Source organism: Streptomyces sp. NBC_00872 (assembly GCF_045161915.1).
GTDB lineage: Bacteria > Actinomycetota > Actinomycetes > Streptomycetales > Streptomycetaceae > Streptomyces.
This window is the reverse complement of record NZ_CP108806.1, coordinates 4,044,379-4,063,028: the sequence shown is the minus strand read 5'-3', so window position 1 is coordinate 4,063,028 and position 18,650 is coordinate 4,044,379. Positions and strand designations below refer to the sequence as shown.

The window sequence follows — 18,650 nt, the reverse complement described above, 5'->3', positions numbered from 1 at the left end:
GCGCCGGGTGCGGTGGCCGGGCGGACGGATGCCGCCCGGCCACCGCCCGGTCAGCGCGGCTGCTCGACGAAGCGCTGGAGTTCGCTTCCGTAACCGAAGTCGAGCGGGAGGGCTATGCCGGGCGCCGTGGGGGCGTGGACCAGGCCCTGAGCGTCCACATGGCGCTCGCGGACGACCTTCGTCGCGGTCACCAGGGACTCGTAGTAGGTGGTGTTGGAGATGGCCATGCACAGGTGGTGGTTCGGGATGTCCGAACCGTGCACCTCGGCACGGAGCCGGTAGGCGTCGGCGAGATGCGCGGTGCGCATGGCACCGGTGATCCCGCCCCGGAGGGTGGTGCCGGCCCGCACCCCGAAGGTGGCGGCGCCGGCCTTGATGAAGTCCGCGGAGTTCATATGCGCTCCGTCGGAGGTCTCGGCGACGAGCAGCGGTACGTCCACCGCCGCCGCCAGCCGCTGGTACGCGGAGATGCTGAACTCCCGCATCGGCTCCTCGTACCAGAGGTAGTCCGCCTCGGACAGCGCGCGTCCCAGCCGGATCGCGTCGGGCAGGTCGAAACCGGCCGACCCGTCGTACATCAGCGGCACCGAGGGACCGACGTGGTCGCGCAGCGCCAGACACAGCTCGGCGTCGCGGCGGACATCGCCCCAGGCGTGCAGCTTGATACCGCGGTAGCCCAGCTCCAGGCACTGGTCCGCCACATCGAGGAACTCCGCGACGCTGGAGAACGTCGAGGTGGAGGCGTAGGCGGGGATCGACTCCCGGAAGCCGCCGAGCAGGCGCCAGACCGGCTGGCCGTGGTAGCGGCCGGCCAGGTCCCACAGGGCGGTGTCGACCAGGCCCAGGGTGGGGAGCGGGAGTTCGTGGATACGGTCCAGCTCCCACACCCGGTGCCACAGCCATTCCCGCTGGAACGGGTCGGCTCCGACCAGCTCGTCACGGAAGACCAGATCGACCAGGTCCCGCAGGGTGGTGAAGGCTCCCGGCCGGGCGAACACGGCCACCCCCTCGGCCCCCTCGTCGGTGCCGATGCGCAGCACCGCGCCGTCCCCCACCGGAGCGCTTCCGCTCAGCCCGTTCCGCCAGCGGAAGGGCGGACTGGCCGCCGGAACGTCGATGCGGTGTACTTCGACTTCGGTGATCTTCATCCTGGCTTTCGTTTCTGTGTGAGCGTGCCGGCCCGGTGGGGGCGTGTACGGTCCCGGGCGGGCGTACGGGGTGCGGGTCAGAACTCGCCGTACACCTGGAGCCCGTAGATGCTGCCGCCGTTCCAGCTGGAGCCGGTGACGGTCAGCCGCACATAGCGGGCGGTGACGGGCTGGTCGGCGAACGAGTAGTTGGCCGCCGATGTGGTGTTCGCGGAGGTGTGGTCCTCGAAGACGGACCACGCCGTCCCGTCGGTCGAGTACTCCAGGCGGTACTGGTAGCCGCTGGGAAGCTCGAAGGTGGTCACCACACTGGAGACCTCGGTGTCCCGGCCGAGGTCCACCTGGATCCAGGAGGGGTCGGGCAGTCCGAGGCCCTGGGCCCAGCGGGTGGAGAGATCTCCGTCGACCGCCTTCTCGGGGGTGTGGTCCTCCGAGTACGACGAGGCGGTGACCGGCTTCCGCAGCGCCAGATCGTTGTTGGCGGGCGTGGTGATGACGGCCGCCGCGCTGGGCTCGGAGGTGTTGAGCACGGCGTCCCGGGCCACGACGGTGAAGGTGTACTCCTTCTCCGGGGTCAGCCCGGAGACCCGCAGTGTCGTGGCGTCGGTGAGGGCGATCCGCTTGCCGTCCTGGTAGACGGCGTAGCCGGTCACGCCGGTGTCATCGGTCGCGGCGGACCAGTCGAGGTCCACCAGGCTGGGCAGCAGCGGGGTGACGCGGGGCTGTCCGGGGGCCGAGGGCGGCGTACGGTCCGAGCCGGGCGCCCGGGGGGTGCCGTAGACCTGGAAGTCGAAGACACTGCCGCCGTTGCCGCGCGATCCGGTGACCGTCAGCCGTACGAAGCGGCCGGCGACCGGCTCGGCGGTGTGGAAGTAGCTGGTCATCGCCGAGGTGTCGGCGGAGGTGTGGTCCTCCAGCGTCTTCCAGCCGATCTCGTCCGGCGACACCTCGACGCGGTACTTGTAGCCGCTGCTCTTCTCGAAGGTGGTGATCGCGCCGTTCACGTCGTACTGGGCACCGAGGTCCACCTGGATCCAGGAGGGGTCGGGCAGTCCGAGGCCCTGGGCCCAGCGGGTGGAGAGATCTCCGTCCACGGCCTTCTCGGGGGTGTTCTCCTCCGAGTACGACGAGTAGGTGACCGGCTTCTTCAGTGCCAGGTCGCCGCCCGTGGGCATGGTGACCTTCACCTCGCGGCTCGGCCGGGACTCGTTGCCGGCCGCGTCACGTGCGGTGATCTTGAACTTGTAGGCCGTGCCCGCCTTCAGACCGGGGATACGCACCGAGTTCGTTCCGGTGGCGTTGACGAGCTTGCCGTCCTGGTGGACGGAGTAGCCCGTGACGCCCTTGGCGTCGGTGGACGCGGCCCAGGTGAGGTCGGCCACGGTCGGGAAGTCGGTGACCACGGCCGGGGTGCCGGGCGCGGTGGGCGCCTCGCGGTCGGTGACGGCCGGGCCCGGGTCGAGATGGCGGTAGCGCGGTTCGAGACCGGCGTCGGCGATGACCGAGGCCGGGAGCTGGTCGCAGTCGCCGACGGTGATGTTGCCGTTGACGTCGTTGTTCTTGCTGAGGTACTGGACGCTGAAGTTGGGGTTGCTGGTGTAGTTGCCCGTCGCGGTGTTGTCCTCCGCGTGGTTCATCAGCAGCCACTGGTAGGACACGTCGCAGAACGCGTTGCCGGTGTTGCGCCAGTAGCGGCTGCCCTCGTCGTGGTAGACCGCGCCGTACGCGTGCTCCGGAACACCGTGGATGTAGTTGCCGGAGACCTCACCGCCCGGATTGGAGCTGAGGGTGTACACACCGCCGCCGTCCGCCTGCGACTTCATGATGTCGCCGATCTCGTTGTCGGTGACGAGGGTGTTGCGGCTGGTGGTGGGGGTGTCCCAGACGGGTATGCCCGCGTTGTTCGGGTAGGCGCTGTTGCCGCCCTTGTCGGTCAGCCCCCAGCCCCAGCCCACGGAGATACCGCTGTAGGGCAGGTCGTAGACCTTGTTGTGGGTGATCACCGTGTGGTCGGTGTAGCCGGCCAGGATGCCCAGCGAGCCGTTGTACACATCGGCGGCCCTGGTGACGACGTTGTTGTCGACCGTGACGTCCTTGGTGATGTCCCGCCGGTCGTCGGGGTGCGCGTCCCCGGCCTCGACCCCGCCGATCTGGATACCGGTGGCGGCGATCTGCCGGAAGACATTGCCCGTGACGTCGGTGTCCTGGGTCCCGGTGTTGAGATTCAGGCCCACGGCGCCGAGGTGGGTGAAGGTGTTGCCGCTGAAGCCGATCCGCCGGCCGTGGGTCACATTGACCGCGCCGGGCGTCTTCTGCCAGTTCAGCCGGGTGGAGTCGAAGTCGGGGTTGTTCTCGCCGACCATCCGGAAGCCCGCCTGGCCCTCGATGTGGCCGTCGGGTGAACTGGGCGCGAGCCACGTGGAGTAGGAGAAGGTGATGCCCTCGAAGGAGACGTCGGTGACCGGCTTGCCCCTGGTGCCGTTCAGATCGACCAGGTCCTGTACGAGCGGCACCGTGACGGTGGCGGCGGACAGGTCCTGGCCGTCCTGGGGCATGTAGTAGACCTCGCCCCGGCCCTTGTCCAGATACCACTCACCGGGGGAGTCCAGCAGCTCGCGGGCGTTCTCCAGCCAGGTCGGGTTCTGGATCTCCTGGCCCGACTGGAGGTTGGCGTTGCGCCAGCAGGGCTGGCGCATCGTCATCGCGGTGCCGGAGACCGACGCCACGGGGCAGCGCATCATCTTCCAGCCCCACTTGCTGATGACTTCCAGGTCCTGGGGGCGCTGATAGCCGCTGATGGCGCTGTCGGTGAAGGTGTAGCCGGTGGACGTCTTGCTGAAGCCGGGCGGGTTCGTCGCGCCGCGCGCCCGGGTCTGGAGCTCGCCGTTCACATAGAGCTGACGGGTGTCGAGATCGCCGACGGACGCCTTGAAGACCTTCCCCGACGCGTCGGCCGGGGTCCAGCCGGTGATCCGCTTGCCGCCGCTGATCACCGGCCGCGCGCCGGGCGCGGCCTCGTAGACGACCCGGTGCCCGTCCTTGCCGGAGTCCTGGGCGGTGAGGCTGAAGGTACGGCTGAGCTGGTACGTACCGGACATGAGCCGTACGTGGACATCGCCGCGGACCTTCTTCCCGGCCTCACGTACGTAGTCCCGCGCGTGTTCCAGCGTCTTGAACGGACGCGCGGCGGTGCCGGAGCCGGAGTCCCGGCCGGACGGTGAGACATAGACGTCCAGGCCCGACGCGCGCGACGGGGACGCCTGGGCCGGCACGGCGGCCAGGGGAGCCGCCGCCGCGGCCAGGGACAGGGCGGCTATCAGTGTTCTTCGGAGCGGTACGAACGCGCTCCTGCGAGCAGACGGAACAGACACGGAAATCCAATCGCCTGAAGGAAGTGACAGTGGGGGAACCCGGTCGTCCTCCGGGTCCCCCCGGCGTTGGGCGGCTCGGTCCGCGAGCCGTGGCACCGATGCGGTGCGGGTTGAACCGATGGGGGTGCTGCTGTGTGGTGCTGGTGCTGGTGCGGCACCGGTGCGGGTGTTGATGGGGCGCCGGTGCCGCGCCGGTTCACGAGGCGGATGTCTCCGGGGACAGGGGTTCGTCCCCGGCGCTCCTCGGGGGCCGTACGGACGCCCCGGAGGCACCGGAGGTGCCGGGCGCGGCGCGGCCGTCGAGGTTGAACAGCCGGTCGCGGATCTTTCGTTCGAACTGGCTCTGTGTGGTGGCGATGTGCTCCACCATCAGCTCCCCGGCGAGATCGGCCTCCCCCGCGGCGACCGCCTCGGCTATGGCGAGATGCTGGCGTGCGGCGACCTCCAGCGACCCGGGCGCGTCACCGTGGAAGAGCAGCACGTCGGACTGTGACGCCAGGCGCCGCACACCGGCGACGCTCGATCTGAGGAACACGTTGTGCGCGGCGGCACCCACCGCGTCGTGGAACGCCTCGTCGGCCTTGGCGAAGGCGTACCCGTCGGCCGCCCGGCCCGCCACCAGCGAGGTCTCGGCGCACTCCCGGACGGCCCTGACCTCGATCGGGGTGGCGAGGGTGGCGGCCCGGCGGGCCGTCTCCGACTCGATCACCGTCCGGTAGTCGAGGAGCATCAGGACGTCTTCCATGCTCGTCGGCCGGAAGTGCGAGAGATGGTCGTCCACCAGCCCGCCGGCCGAGTCGGCGACGAAGATCCCCGCGCCGCGCCGCACACTCAGCCGGCCGATGGCGGCCAGGACCTTCACCGCCTCGCGGGTCACATTGCGGGAGGCGCCCAGGATCTCGGCCAGGCCCTGTTCGGTCGGCAGCCGGTCCCCGGAGCGCAGATTCTGCTCGGCGATGTAGTTCAGGAGCTGCTCGGCGACCAGCTCGTACCCCGGCCGGTAGGGACGCGACGCGTCGTCATCCCCTTCGCCAGGGCCCTGGGATGGAGCTGCCATGGTGTAACCCCCGTTTTCCATGTTCGGATTAATCAGGTTCATCGGCGGGGGTAACTATGACATCCATGTTTCGTGTTGAGAAGAGTCCGGACGAAACTTCGTTCACCGACCCTCTGTAGCGGTACTTATCGCCTTAAAAGGGATGTCTTATCCGCGACTATTGCGTGGAAGGGATCAGATCCTTATGGTCCTGCCTGTCGGATGAAGCAGATCCTTGAAGCAGATCCATTGCGATGGAGAGTGCGGTGGCGCCGGGACGGGCGCCCGGCGCGGCTGCCGAAGGGACCCGCCGTCCGGCGCGAGCCGCGGCCGGAGCGCGGGCCGTGCGGCCCGGCGGTACCCACGCGGCGGGATGTCCGAGCGCGCCTCTGTGCGCATGTCCGAGCGCGCACCCGAGCGCACACCCGTGGGAGATACGGCGATGAGACTGGCACGGCACGGCAGGGCGGGAGCCGAACAGCCCCTGATATCGGGAGCCGACGGGGTGTGGCGTGATCTGCGCCCGGTCGTCGGCGATCTGACGCCCGCCACCCTTCGTACGGTCCTGGACGGCGTCGACCTTGACGCGCTGCCGGTGGCCGGGACACCCGGCCGGTTCGGCCCGCCGCTGGCCGGCATCGGGAAGATCGTCTGCGTCGGTCTCAACTACCGCGCGCACGCGGCCGAGACCGGCGCCGCCATCCCCGAGGAGCCGATCGTCTTCCTCAAGTCCCCGGACACCGTGGTCGGCCCCGACGACCGTGTGCTGATCCCGCGCCGCTCCGTGAAGACCGACTACGAGGTCGAACTGGCCGTCGTCATCGGCCGCGAGGCCCGCTATCTGCCCGACGAGAGCGCCGCGGCGGCCTGTGTGGCCGGCTACGCGATCAGCAACGACGTCTCCGAGCGCGAGTTCCAGCTCGAACGCGGCGGCCAGTGGGACAAGGGCAAGAACTGCGAGACGTTCAATCCGTTCGGTCCCTGGCTCCTCACCGCGGACGAGGTGGCCGACGTACAGACGCTCGGTCTGCGGCTCTCGGTCAACGGCGAGCCGCGCCAGAACGGCAGCACCGCCGACATGATCTTCGGCGTGCACGAACTGGTCCGCTATCTGAGCCACTTCATGGTGCTGCGCCCCGGCGATGTGATCAACACCGGAACGCCCGCGGGCGTCGCCCTGGGCCGTCCCGGCGGGCCCTATCTACGAGCGGGAGATGTCGTGGACGTGGAGATCGACGGCCTCGGCCGCCAGCGGCAGATATTCGGGGAGGCCTGACATGGGCGCTCGTCACATCGGTGCTCGTCACACGGGTGCGTTCGACGGACTCGGCGCCCTGGTCACCGGCGGTGCCTCCGGTATCGGCCTGGCCACCGCCCGGATGCTCGCCGCCGAGGGGGCGCGGGTGGCCGTGCTCGACCGGGCGGCGCCCGAGGAGGTGCCGCAGGTGACGTCGGAGGCGGCGTCCGAGGGCCAGGGCCTGGTGTACGTCCGGGCCGACATCGGCGACGACGCCTCGGTCGTGGCCGGTGTCGGGGAGGCCGTCGCGGCCCTCGGCGGGCTGGACGTACTGGTCAACAACGCCGGGATCGGCGCGCAGGGCGGTATCGAGGACAACGGCGACGACGAGTGGCACCGCGTCCTCGACATCAATGTCGTCGGGCTGGTGCGCGTCACCCGGGCCGCGCTGCCCGCACTGCGCGCCTCCGCCCACGCGTCGGTCGTCAACATCGGCTCGATCGCGGCGACGGCCGGACTGCCGCAGCGCGCGCTGTACTCGGCCACCAAGGGCGCGGTGCTCTCGCTGACCCGGGCGATGGCCGCCGATCTGCTGCCGGAGGGCATCCGGGTCAACGCCGTCAATCCCGGTACCGCCGACACACCGTGGGTGAGCCGGCTGCTGGAGCGGGCCGACGACCCGGCGGCCGAATACGCGGCGCTGGCGGCGCGGCAGCCGCACGGCCGGCTGGTCGGCGCCGACGAGATCGCCGCCGCCGTCGTCCATCTGGCCTCCCCGGCCGCCGCCTCCACGACGGGCACCGCCCTGGCCGTGGACGGCGGTATGGACGGGCTGCGTCTGAGAAAGGAGGGCTGAGTCGTGCAGCGCTTCGCCGCCGTGATCCGGCTGCGCCCCGAGAAGGAGCCGGAGTACCGCGCACTGCACGCCGCCGCGTGGCCCGGTGTGCTCGCGGCCCTCAAGCGGGCCAACATCGGCAACTACTCGATCTTCCTGCGGGACGGTCTGCTCTTCAGCTATCTGGAGTACACCGGGACCGATTACGCGGCCGACACCGCGGCGATCGCCGCCGATCCGGTGTCCCGCGAGTGGTGGGCGCTGACCGACCCGTGCCAGCAGCCGCTGGAGGGGGTGGCCGAGGGGGAGTGGTGGGCCTCGGCGGAGGAGATCTTCCACCTCGACTGAGGGCGCGCTCCCTCCCCCTCCGTTCCTCCGTTCACCCATCCACCGTCCGTCCGCCATCCGCACTCCGCCGACCCGAAGGATCAAAGAACGGTGCGCATCGACGCTCATCACCATCTGTGGGACCTCGGAGTGCGTGACCAGCCGTGGACCCGCGACGTGCCCGCCCTGCGCCGGACCTTCACCGCCGCCGAACTGCGCCCCGCGCTCGACCGGAACGCCATCGACGCCACCGTCGTCGTCCAGACCATCCCCGTACCGGACGAGACACCGGAACTGCTCGCCCTGGCGGCGCGGGACCCGCACGTCCGGGCGGTCGTCGGCTGGACGAGCCTGACCGATCCCGGTATCGCCGACCGACTCGCGGAACTGCGCGAGGGGCCGGGCGGCTCCGCGCTCGTCGGCATCCGGCACGGCGTCCAGGACGAGACCGGCCCGGACTGGACGGACCGTCCCGAGGTCCGCCGCGGTATCGAGGCGGTCGGCGCGGCGGGTCTCGTGTACGACCTGCTCGTGCGGCCCGACCAACTGCCCGCCGCCGTACGGGCCGTACGCGAGCTGCCCGACGTCCGCTTCGTCCTGGACCACGCCGGCAATCCGGTCGTCAGGGCGGACGGCCTGGAGCAGTGGACCGCGCTGCTGACCGATCTCGCGGACTGCCCCAACGTCGCCGTGAAACTGTCCGGTCTGGTCACCAGGACGGAGGAGGCCCCCGCGCGGGCTCTGCGCCCCTACGCCGACGTACTGCTCGCCACCGTGGGCCCGCACCGCCTCATGTACGGCTCGGACTGGCCGGTCTGTCTGCTCGCGGCCGAGTACGACGATGTCCTGGCCGTCGCCGGGACGCTCACGGACCGGCTGAGCGCCGACGAGCGCGAGGCGGTCTTCGGCACCACGGCCGCGCGCTGGTACGGGATCGCCCCGTGACGGCCCGCCGGCTCGGCCGTACACATGTCCGCGTCAGCCCCCTGGGATTCGGCGGCGCCCCCCTCGGCAATCTCTACACCCCGATCGACGACGACCAGGCGCGGGCCGCGGTCGACGCCGCCTGGGACGCCGGTGTGCGCTACTACGACACCGCCCCGCACTACGGCCTCGGACTCTCCGAACGCCGGCTCGGCGTGGCGCTCGCGCACCGGCCGCGCGTGGAGTTCACCGTCTCCACCAAGGTCGGCAGGCTGCTCGAACCCCACCCCGCGCCCACCGGATCCGATCTGGCCGCGGGGGGCTTCGCCGTACCGGACACCCTGGTCCGCCGCCCCGACTACTCGCGCGACGGCGTCCTGCGGAGCCTGGAGGGCAGTCTGGCCCGGCTCGGTCTGGACCGGGTGGACATCGTCTACGTCCATGACCCCGACGCCCATCTCGACGCGGCCCTCCACCAGGCCCTGCCCGCCCTGACGGACCTGCGCGACCAGGGTGTCATCGGCGCCGTCGGCGTCGGCATGAACACCGTCGCGCCCCTGCTGCGGTTCGTCACCGAAGCGGACGTGGACGCCGTGATGGTGGCCGGCCGCTGGACCCTGATTGACCGGACCGCCCGCCCGCTGCTCGACGCGTGCGCGGAGCGCGGTGTCTCCGTGGTCGCGGCGGCGCCGTTCAACTCCGGTCTGCTCAGCCGCCCCTGCCCTCCCGACGACGCCTCCTTCGACTACGGCCCGGCACCCGAGGCCCTGCTGCGCCGCGCCCGCCGCCTCGCCGGCGTCTGCGCCGACCACGGCACCGTCCTCCCCCACGCCGCCGTCCGCTTCCCCCTCCGCGACCCCGTCGTGGCCGCCGTCGTCGCCGGCTTCCGCTCCCCCCAGGAGGTCACCTCCGCCGCCCACTGGTCCGCCCACGACCTCCCCGCCACCACCTGGTCGGCCCTCGATTCGGCCGGCTGAGCGACGCGCGTTCAGCCCCGGGGCGGGCGGGCAGGGCGGTTGACCCATGTGCCTGGGTCATCGGGCGGCCGAAGCTCTTGGTGTCCGGATCGGGCGGACGACAAAAGCTTCGGCCGCCCGGTCCCGTTCTCGGGAAAGGAACAGATATGAAGCGTCTCGCTTCTTTCGCCGCCGCCCTGGCCGTCACGGCGGTCACGGCGATGGGAATCGGCACCGCCCAGGCCGTGGCCGCCGGCAGTGACCAGCTCACCCGGGCGACCGCGTCGTCCGCCGCCGTCGCGGCGGTGGACGGCTATCCCAACCTCCGGGGCAGGTACGTCACACGGGGCGGCTGTCTGGAGGCGGGCCAGGAGGGAGTCGCCCGCGGCCACTGGACCGGATTCCAGTGCGCCAACGGCACCTTCTTCTGGATCCTGTGGACCGACTGATGGCACGCGTCGCCCTGGCCCTGAGCGGGCTCACCGTCGCGCTGGCCGCCGTCGCGGGAACGGGCGTGGCGATGACCGGGGCCGCGGCCGCCGACCGGGTCCACGTACAGCCGAAGGACGAGGCAGGGGCCGGCACCCCGGCGCCGGACAATCCCGTCCTGCGTGGCCAGTTCTTCAAGCTGGCCGAGTGTCTTGAGGCCGGCCGGAGGGGAGTCGACGGCGGGCAGTGGTCCTGGTACCAGTGCGCGAGCGGCGGATTCAAGTGGTACCTGTGGACCGACCGCTGAACCGCCGCGTATGACCGGCCCGTGACGCGGGATCAGGGAAAAGAGGGGGGACGGGGACGGGGGATCACCCGGAGCCCAGTCCCGCGTCACGGGCCCGCACGATCGCCGAAGCGCGGTCGTGCACCTGAAGCTTGGCGAAGATCGCTCCGACATGGTTGCGCACGGTCTTGTCCACGACGAACAGCCGCTGCGCGATCTGCCGGTAACTGAGCCCGGCGGCCAGCAGATCGAGGATCTCCCGCTCGCGCGCCGTCAGGGTCGGGAAGGCCTCCTTCGCCGGTGAGCCGCCGACCGCCGCGAACAGGGAGCCGAGGCGCTCGGCCATCCGGGGACTGAACACCGCCCCGCCCCTGCCGACCGTATGGAGCGCGTGCAGGATCTCCTCCCGCAGCGCGCCTTTGAGGAGATAGCCACGGGCGCCCGCACGCATCGCCGCCAGCAGGTTGTCGTCGTCCTCGGACATCGTCATCACCACCACCCGGGTCTCCGGACGGGCGGTGAGGAGCCGCCGGGTGGTCTCCAGGCCGGACAGGCCCGGCAGGCCGAGATCCATCACCACCAGGTCGGGGGCCGTACGGGCGGCTTCCACGAGCGCGTCCTCACCGGTGGCGGCCTCGGCGACCACGGTGAAACCGTCGTCCAGGTCGACCGCCGCCGCGAGCCCCTCGCGGAAGAGGGGATGGTCGTCGACCAGCAGGACCCGCCGGACGGACGGGCGCGCCCCACCGCCCCGGCCGCCGTCCTGGCCGCCACATTGGCCACCGTCCTGGTCGCCGCTCTGGTCGGCGGATCGCGCGGGCTGTTCACCCATGGTGCCCTGTTCCTTCCCGGTGCCGCTGCTGATGGTCGTGCTGGTGGTCGTGCTGGTGCGGGACGGTGACGGGCAGGACGGCCCGCACCGTGGTGCCCCTCGGACCGCTGCTGATGGCCGAGGTGCCGCCGATCTCCTCGGCCCGTTCGGTGAACGAGGCCAGGCCCGTCCCGGGCACGGCGCGGGAGTCCAGTCCGCTCCCGTCGTCGGCGACGGCGACCGTGAGCGCGCCGGTACCGACGCCGAGGGTGACCTGGACATGCCGGGCCCCGGAGTGACGTACGGCATTGGTGATCGCCTCCGCCACGATGCGGTAGGCGGCCGTCTCCACCGCGGGGGCCAGTGCCGGCAGCGGGGTCCGCGGGGTGGCCACCGTCACCTGTACGTCCTCGCCGCTGAGACGGTGCGCGAGAATCCGGGTGGCGTCGAGCAGACCGCTCTCCACCAGGATCGCGGGGGTCAGTCCCGCGGTGATACGGCGCACTTCCGTCAGCGCCTCACGGAGCCCCTCGGCGGCTATCCGCAACTGCCCGGCCGCCGCCGATTCCATCGCGCCGCAGGCCTGGGCCGTTCCCAACCGCATCTGTACGGCGGCCAGTTGAGGGCCGAGCCCGTCATGGATCTCCCGGCGCAGCCGTCGGCGTTCCTCCTCCCTGGCGAGCACCAGCCGTTCCCTCGCGCCCTGTGCCTCCTCGCCCAGCCGCAGGGCGGCCAGCGCCGGTCCCGCCTGATCGGTGAGCAGGGACAGCAGATCACTGTCACGCTCGGCGGGCGTGCTCGCTCCATCGCGCGCGACCGTCAGACGGCCCACCGTCTGCCCGTGGTGGCGCAGTACGAAGACCTGCCCGAGGTCCGTGGGGGGAGTGCCGGCGCGGGCGAGCCGCCGCGGCCCCGAGCGGGTGTCGACCTCGATCACCGCCCCGGACAGCCCGAGGTCCTCCACGACGCTGCGGCAGATCTGCTCGGGTACGTCGCCGGGGTTCGGGGCCTCGCGCAGCCGGACCGCCAGGGCCCGCGCGGCCTCGTGCGGCCGGGCCCGCGGCCCGTAGAAGACACGCTCCACCGCCAGCGACGCGCGGCGTGTCACGGAGCGGGCGGCCCCGCCGGCCACCAGGGCGACGCCCGCGACACCGAAGGTCGCCGCACCCCGCGCGGCCGGGTACGCCACCCACACCGCCACGGCCGCGCACATCGCGGCGTTGGCCAGCGCGGTGAGCACGAACGCGACGGACAGCCGGTGGCTGGTCGCCCGCTCCAGCCGCCACAGACCGCCGCGGGCCGCCGCCAGACACATCATGGCCATCCACAGCGCGCTCCCCGCCGTGGAGGCGGCGACGGCCCAGCCCTCTCCTGGCAGGGATCCGAGCAGCAGGAACGCACAGGCGGGGTAGACGAGGGCGAGGAACGTCCACAGCCGCCGGTCCCCGCCCGCCGGAGCGGTACGGGCCCGCACCAGGCATACCGTCACCACCAGCGAGGTCACCACCAGGCGCACCCAGAAGAGGACTTCCTCCCCCAGGAGTTGCAGCGACTCGCTGTCCCTCCCGATGCCGGTATGGGCCCAGGGACTGATGAACCCGTTCACCACCGGCACACCGAGCGCCCACACCCCTGTGTGTCCCACATGGACGGCGCAGATCCCGGCCGCGAGGCCGCGCCGCCACCGTACGGCGGACCGAGGGGGAAAGGGCGAGGGAAAGATCCACAACGGCAGCAGCAGTACGGTCAGCGGCCGGGCGAGTGCTCCGACGGCCCTGAGCAGGATCACCACCGCGGCCACCGGCGCCGGGGCCGTTCCGCCGTCGTACACGACGAAGAGCACATCGGAGGCGACGGTGGGAAGGATCCACCAGACGCCCGCGGCCAGCAGCACGCCGCCGGCCCGGCGCGCGAAACGGTCGGCCAGCAGCAGCACACCCACGGCGCAGACCGGCAGACCCACCACCAGCCGGGTGATCTCGGCGGTGGCGCGCGGCAGCGAGTAGACCGCCGACAGCCGCTCCCCACCGGCCGAGGCCAGCACCACGAGCCATACGGCCAGACCGCCGAGCAGCAGTGATGAGGCGGCTCCCGCCGCCCTCGCCGCTTTCGCCGCCCGTATATGCGTACGGGCGGCGGCCGGCGCGGGGCCGGTGCTCACAGCCGGGTGACGATGAGCGACCAGTACCCGGTGCTCCAGTACGCCCAGCAGACCGGGTCCTTCCACTTCCGCGCGCGTACCCCCGCCTTCCCGGCGGCCTCGCACTCCTCCCGGGTGGGGTAGTCCTTGACGCGCTCCCTCTTCGGCTCCGCCAGGGCGGCGGGCGTTGTCGCGGTGGACGTTGTCGCGGCGGAGGGTGTCGCGGCGGAGCCGGCCTCCGTACTCACGGCGATCAGGGCGGCGGTCGCCACCACCAGGGGAACGACGAACCTTCTCGGTGAACAACGCATGGGCATCCCTCTCTCACCTGACCGTCCGCCGGCGGACGGCACGCCTCACCCGGGCGTAGGGGATAACGACCCACCGACGACGACGTTTCAGTCCTGGCCCGGCGACGGGAGCGTGTTCGGAGGGGAGCGAGTGGGGAGCGTGGTCAGGGGCGGAAGGTCCGGCCCCGCGCCGTTCCTTCCACGGTGCGTACATAGACCTGGGCGACCTCGGCGACCGGGGTGCCGGCGGTGTCGTCCATGCCCAGGCTCCGCAGGGTTTCCGTGATCCAGCCGGGGCTGATCAGATTGAGGCGCAGACCGCGCGGGAGTTCGCTCGCCGCGTTGCGGACGAAGCCCTCCAGCCCGGAGTTGATCAGCGCGCCCAGCGAACCGCCCGGCAGCGGGGCGGAGAAGGTGCCACCCGTCAGGGTGATGGACCCGCCGTCCCGCAGCTGCCGCGCGGCACGTCGGGCCAGGGCCACCTGACCCAGCAGTTTGCCGCGCGTCCCGGCGGCCATCTCCTCGTCGGTGACCGAACCCAGGTCCACCAGCGGGCCGTTGGCGGCGCAGCACACCACCGCGTCGAGGTCCCCGACCGTCTCGAACAGCGCGTCCAGGGAGGACGGATCCTCCAGGTCCGCCCGTATCCGGCCGCCGCGCGAGGCGCCGATCACCTCATGGGAAGCGTCGCTCAACGCGCCGGAGACCGCGCTGCCGATCGTCCCTGTCGCACCTATGACGAGAATTCTCATTCCGCCGATCCTGCCACTGTCCGCCGATCCCGCCGTCGGAAGACCGGCAAGAGCGGCAAGACCGGCAAGGCCGGCAAGGCCGGTGCGGCGGCCCCCTCCGTCAGGAAACGGGAGCCGTCACACCGGCCTCGGTGTGTGCGGGTGGTGCCGGTCAGTCGCTCACCGGCGGTTGCGCGCCGCCGCCGCGGCCCCGCCCGTGATCACGAAGCTCGATCCGGGCTGGGTGACGATATTGCCGTCGCCGGAGTTCGTGATGGTCACATTGGTCAGCGTCGCGTTGCCGCGAGCGCCGCTCATGGCCAGGATCCCGGCGCCGTTGTTGGACTTGTCGATCTTCACATTGCTGATCGCGACATTCGGCATATTGCCGCCACCCGTCTTGAACTGGATGCCGTCATACGTCGAGTCGTAGATGTCGGTATCCCGGATCGTGACTCCCGGGATATCTCTGGCCTGCGGGAACAGTGTGATGGCGCCGAATTCCTGATCCTCGTTCCAGAAGGCGCCGCCGGTGCGGTGGAGGGCGTTGTTGGCGATCAGGGTCTGCCCGGAGAAGGGCAGGGGGTCGTGGTCCGTCGCCAGCATGATGCCCGGGTAGTTCGCCGTGTCGTAGATCAGATTGTTCTCGATCTTGTTGCCGTAGCCGCCGTAGACCGCGATACCGGTCGCCCGCCAGGGCAACTGCACGGTGTTGTTGAGGAACTGGTTGTCGTGCGCGATGTTCACCGAGGGGTCCTTCACATACCGGTTGGCCCAGACGGCCAGCGAGTCGTCACCGGTGGTGCGGAAGGAGGAGTTGAACACCCGCGAGTTGCTTGTGCCGTTGGTGAAGTTGATGCCGTCGGCGTAGGTGTTGCGGATACGCATCCCGGTGAACTCCAGGCCGTCGCCGGGGCCCCACAGATCCGGGATGTTGTCGTAGTCACGGCCGACCCAGACACCCACGTTGGCGTGCTCGATCCAGACGTTGGAGATCTTGGTGTCCTTGCCGAAACGCCCGTTGAGACCGACTCCGCCCTCGGCGCCGCCGGGGCCGCCCCGGATGGTGCCGGAGCCGAAGATGGCGATGTCGGATATCTGGGTGTTGTTGTCGATGTCGAAGCCGAAGTTGCCCTCGTGCGGGTGGTTGATGCTGCCCACGGCCTGGTGCGGCTCGGTCAGGGTGTAGAGCTGGGAGTGCCACATGCCCGCGCCGCGGATCGTGACATTGCTGATGCCCACCTGGTTGTACTGCCCGCGGTTCAGCGGGTCGTCGGTGAGGATCTTCTTCTCCTGGCGCCACTGGCCCGCCGGGATCCACACGCAGGAGATGGTGCCTTCCTGGTCGGCGGTCACCGCGCGCTGGATGGCTTCCGTGTCGTCGTTCCCGTCGTCCGGGATCGCGCCGTACGCCGTGATCGAGGTGCACTCGGCGGGCTTGCTCGCCGGGGGCGCGACCTGCTCCAGGTCGATCAGGTCGATGATGTAGAAGGCGGCCGAGTCGTTCGCGTCACGCTGCAACCGGAACTTCGTGCCGACCGGGTATGTCGTCGACAGCAGCGCGTGCGACTCGTCGAACAGCCGCCGGGCGTCGGCCTGGGGCGTGTTCGTCAGGGCCTCGGGGCCGTCGGTGTCGCCGTACAGCCAGCTGTACTTCGACGAGAGCGTCAGCTTCCGGACGAAGGTGTCGTTGGCGTAGAGGCTGATGGTGGCTTCCGCGCCGCCGCCGCCCGCGGCGTCGGGGATGGAGTTGCGCACCACGATCGAGTTCGCCGGGTTGGTCGAGGTGAACTCCACGAACTGGCCCGTGCTGCCCAGCCGCACCGACTTGCGCCCGGAGGACTCGGAGGCGAAGTTGGTGTGCCCGAAGGTGCGCAGCGGGTCGGCCTCCAGCAGGGTGCCCTGGTAGCGGCCGGACTCCGCCTCGTACTCGGTGTACGGGACCGCCGCCCCGCGCCCGACCACGATCGAGTGCGTGAAGGTGTTGTTGGTCTCGCTGGTCTCGGTGACGGTGTTGGTCGCGTCGGCCGTGGCGACGATGGTGGCTCCGCCGTTGGTGGCGGTCCAGGTGCCGTTGACGCTCACATTGGCCGTCGCGCCGGCGGCGATCGACGGGGTGTCGGTGTTGAGCGTGGTGCCGCCCACCGCCACCCGCGTGACCGTGGTGGCGCCGGTCGCGGTGGTGCCGCGGTTCTTGACCGCCACGGTGAAGCGGACCGGCGCGCCCACGGCCGGATTCTGCGGGCTGGACTCGATGCCGAGCACCTGGAGGTCCGGGCCGGGGCTCTGCGCGACCACGAGCTGCGAGGTCGCGGTGAGGCTGTTGTTGGCGTTGTCCTGCTCGATGACCGTGTCGGTCGGGTCCACCACCGAGGTCACCGTGTAACTGCCCATCGCACGCCGGCCGATATCGACCGGGACCGTGGCCGAGGCACCCGCGGCGAGCGCGCCGACCGGAGCGCTGCCGGCCACCGCTCCGCCCACGCTGACATTGACCGTGGTCGCGGCCGAGGCGGCCGAACCGGCGTTCCGTACGGTCGCGTTCACCCTGATCGTGTCGGTCTCCACGGGGGAGGCGGGGGTCCACGACAGCGCCGAGACGGTCAGATCCGGGTTGGGCGCGGGTGTTCCGAGGACCTGGAGCTCGGCGACCTGTCCGCCGCCCGCGCCGGTGTTGCTGAAGATCTGGAGCTGGACGTCGGAGGCGCGTCCGGTGACCGGGATGGTCACGGAGTTCTGGTTGGTCGCCGGGTTGAAGGTGTAGTTGGCGCGGCCCGACAGCGAGGTGAAGCCGGTGGCGGCCTGGTCACGGCCGAGGACCTGGATGTTCTGCGTACGGGTCCCCCACGCCGAGTCGGGGTTCAGCTTGACCACGATTCCGGTGATGTCGGCGTTGGCACCGAGCTTCACCGTCAGCGACGACGGGTGGCCGGCGCCCTCCCAGTACGTGCCGGTGTTGTCGTCGTTGGCGTTGCGCGCGACGAAGGTGAACACCGAGGACGACGCCTCGATCGGCTTGCCGAGGGCCAGGTTGGTGCCGGTGGGCTCCTGGCCGTCGCCTCCGTCGCCTCCGTCCCCTCCGTCGCCGCCGTCGTCACCCTCCGGGCCGTAGATCTCGAACTCGGAGACCTGCCCGGCGGGCCAGCCCGTGTTGCCGGTGATGTTCAGCCGTACGTAACGGACGCTCGCGACGGTGAAGTCGATGGTGACGGTGTTGCCCGCGGCCGGGGCGAAGGACCGGCCCTGCGAGGTGGACAGGGTGCCGAAGGTGATCCCGTCGGTGCTGCCCTGCACGCTGAGGGCCTGCGTACGGGCTTCCCAGGTCGTCGGCAGCTTGAGCACCACCCCGTCGACCTCGGTCTCTTCGCCCAGGTCGACCCGGATCCATGCCGGGAAGGTGTTGTTCGGTCCCTCCCAGTACGTCGCCTGGTTGCCGTCGGTGACGTTGGAGGCGGGATGGCTTCCCTCGGATCCGCTCGCGGAGGCGGTTCTGCCGAGGGCGAGGTTGGGGCCGTCGGCCGCGGAGGCGGAGACGGGCAGAAGCCCGACGGAGATCATGGCGGCCACGACCGCGCCGATGATCAGCCGCCAGCGGAGCTGTTTCCGTTTCATGGTGTCCTCTGTTCGTCGGAACGAGAGAGCGGCGGCCCGCGGGTCCGGGCCGGCCGTGCGACGCGCGGGACCCGCGTCACGCGTCTAGCGGGTGCGTGGGGCATGAGGTGCGTGCGGTACCTGGTGCGAGGCGTACGTGGTGCGGGACGTACCTGGTGCGGGACGTACGACGTGGGGGAGCGAGGCGAGCGAGGCACTGCCGTGAAGTTGCACAAGTAGCGCAAAAAAATTGAGCTAGTTATCCAGCTTTTTGCGAGTCAAAGGTTCCAATCATGTCACCGGTTTGTCAACGGTTCTCGCACGCCGACCGGTTTCTTGGCGCGACCAGGCCGCTCCGCACGGCCGACACTCGTCGAAAGCACCTGGCCGAACGGTCGGCGTGAGCGGACGCGCTCCTACAACTCGGAGCAACGGAACCGCCCTTCGACGCCACCCCGGCGTGGTGGCCCGGAGCGAGCAGGCGCACGCCTCGTATGCCATCCGGTTTTACGGTTTGTCCGGTGCGGCGGGCGACCGT

15 protein-coding genes are annotated in these 18,650 nt (G+C 70.8%); 7 read left to right on the top strand and 8 right to left on the bottom strand.

From position 1 onward, the window contains the following. Positions 1–50 precede the first annotated feature (50 nt). The 3 genes from OG214_RS17355 to OG214_RS17345 all read right to left on the bottom strand — a co-directional run bounded on the left by OG214_RS17355 (position 51) and on the right by OG214_RS17345 (position 5,576). The gene (locus tag OG214_RS17355) at positions 51–1,148 is read right to left on the bottom strand and encodes an enolase C-terminal domain-like protein (RefSeq protein ID WP_363081709.1); all 1,098 of its coding nucleotides are present in this window, start codon (positions 1,146–1,148) and stop codon (positions 51–53) included. A 77-nt stretch (positions 1,149–1,225) separates the two neighbouring features. Beyond that, positions 1,226–4,246: a discoidin domain-containing protein gene (locus OG214_RS17350; protein WP_405987536.1), complete on the bottom strand. Its 3,021-nt coding sequence runs from the start codon at positions 4,244–4,246 to the stop codon at positions 1,226–1,228. A 469-nt stretch (positions 4,247–4,715) separates the two neighbouring features. After that, positions 4,716–5,576 carry an FCD domain-containing protein gene (locus OG214_RS17345; protein WP_363081710.1) on the bottom strand — a complete coding sequence of 287 codons (861 nt, stop codon included), beginning with the start codon at positions 5,574–5,576 and terminating at the stop codon, positions 4,716–4,718. Positions 5,577–5,997: 421 nt separating this feature from the next. On the opposite strand from OG214_RS17345, the gene OG214_RS17340 reads away from it, so the two are divergent. From OG214_RS17340 to OG214_RS17310, 7 genes are all read left to right on the top strand, one after another. After that, positions 5,998–6,831, top strand: a complete 834-nt coding sequence (locus tag OG214_RS17340; protein WP_363081725.1) for a fumarylacetoacetate hydrolase family protein — start codon at positions 5,998–6,000, stop codon at positions 6,829–6,831. A 1-nt stretch (position 6,832) separates the two neighbouring features. Then, positions 6,833–7,648, top strand: coding sequence for an SDR family NAD(P)-dependent oxidoreductase (locus tag OG214_RS17335; protein ID WP_405985219.1), 816 nt, complete (start codon positions 6,833–6,835; stop codon positions 7,646–7,648). A 3-nt stretch (positions 7,649–7,651) separates the two neighbouring features. Then, complete coding sequence (locus OG214_RS17330) at positions 7,652–7,975, top strand: L-rhamnose mutarotase (protein WP_383034337.1); 324 nt, start codon at positions 7,652–7,654, stop codon at positions 7,973–7,975. Between the two features lie 90 nt (positions 7,976–8,065). Beyond that, positions 8,066–8,899 carry an amidohydrolase family protein gene (locus tag OG214_RS17325; protein ID WP_405985218.1) on the top strand — a complete coding sequence of 278 codons (834 nt, stop codon included), beginning with the start codon at positions 8,066–8,068 and terminating at the stop codon, positions 8,897–8,899. Next, a complete protein-coding gene (locus OG214_RS17320; protein ID WP_405985217.1) occupies positions 8,896–9,855 on the top strand; it encodes an aldo/keto reductase in 960 nt (319 codons plus the stop codon). The genes OG214_RS17325 and OG214_RS17320 overlap by 4 nt, the downstream gene beginning before the upstream one ends. 146 nt (positions 9,856–10,001) lie before the next feature. Then, positions 10,002–10,283, top strand: a complete 282-nt coding sequence (locus OG214_RS17315; RefSeq protein ID WP_363081715.1) for a hypothetical protein — start codon at positions 10,002–10,004, stop codon at positions 10,281–10,283. Then, positions 10,283–10,570, top strand: coding sequence for a hypothetical protein (locus tag OG214_RS17310; protein ID WP_363081716.1), 288 nt, complete (start codon positions 10,283–10,285; stop codon positions 10,568–10,570). Before OG214_RS17315 ends, OG214_RS17310 begins: the two co-directional genes overlap by 1 nt. Positions 10,571–10,634: 64 nt before the next feature. On the opposite strand, the gene OG214_RS17305 is transcribed toward OG214_RS17310, so the two are convergent. The 5 genes from OG214_RS17305 to OG214_RS17285 form a co-directional block, all read right to left on the bottom strand. Next, positions 10,635–11,381 carry a response regulator gene (locus OG214_RS17305; protein WP_405985216.1) on the bottom strand — a complete coding sequence of 249 codons (747 nt, stop codon included), beginning with the start codon at positions 11,379–11,381 and terminating at the stop codon, positions 10,635–10,637. After that, the gene (locus tag OG214_RS17300) at positions 11,374–13,521 is read right to left on the bottom strand and encodes a sensor histidine kinase (RefSeq protein WP_405985215.1); all 2,148 of its coding nucleotides are present in this window, start codon (positions 13,519–13,521) and stop codon (positions 11,374–11,376) included. The genes OG214_RS17305 and OG214_RS17300 overlap by 8 nt, the downstream gene beginning before the upstream one ends. Next, positions 13,518–13,811, bottom strand: a complete 294-nt coding sequence (locus tag OG214_RS17295; protein WP_405985214.1) for a hypothetical protein — start codon at positions 13,809–13,811, stop codon at positions 13,518–13,520. The genes OG214_RS17300 and OG214_RS17295 overlap by 4 nt, the downstream gene beginning before the upstream one ends. 143 nt (positions 13,812–13,954) lie before the next feature. After that, the gene (locus tag OG214_RS17290; RefSeq protein WP_405985213.1) at positions 13,955–14,542 is read right to left on the bottom strand and encodes a short chain dehydrogenase; all 588 of its coding nucleotides are present in this window, start codon (positions 14,540–14,542) and stop codon (positions 13,955–13,957) included. 159 nt (positions 14,543–14,701) lie between these two features. Further along, entirely contained in the window at positions 14,702–18,133 is a 3,432-nt protein-coding gene (locus tag OG214_RS17285) for a CARDB domain-containing protein (RefSeq protein WP_405985212.1), read from the bottom strand. Positions 18,134–18,650 lie beyond the last annotated feature (517 nt).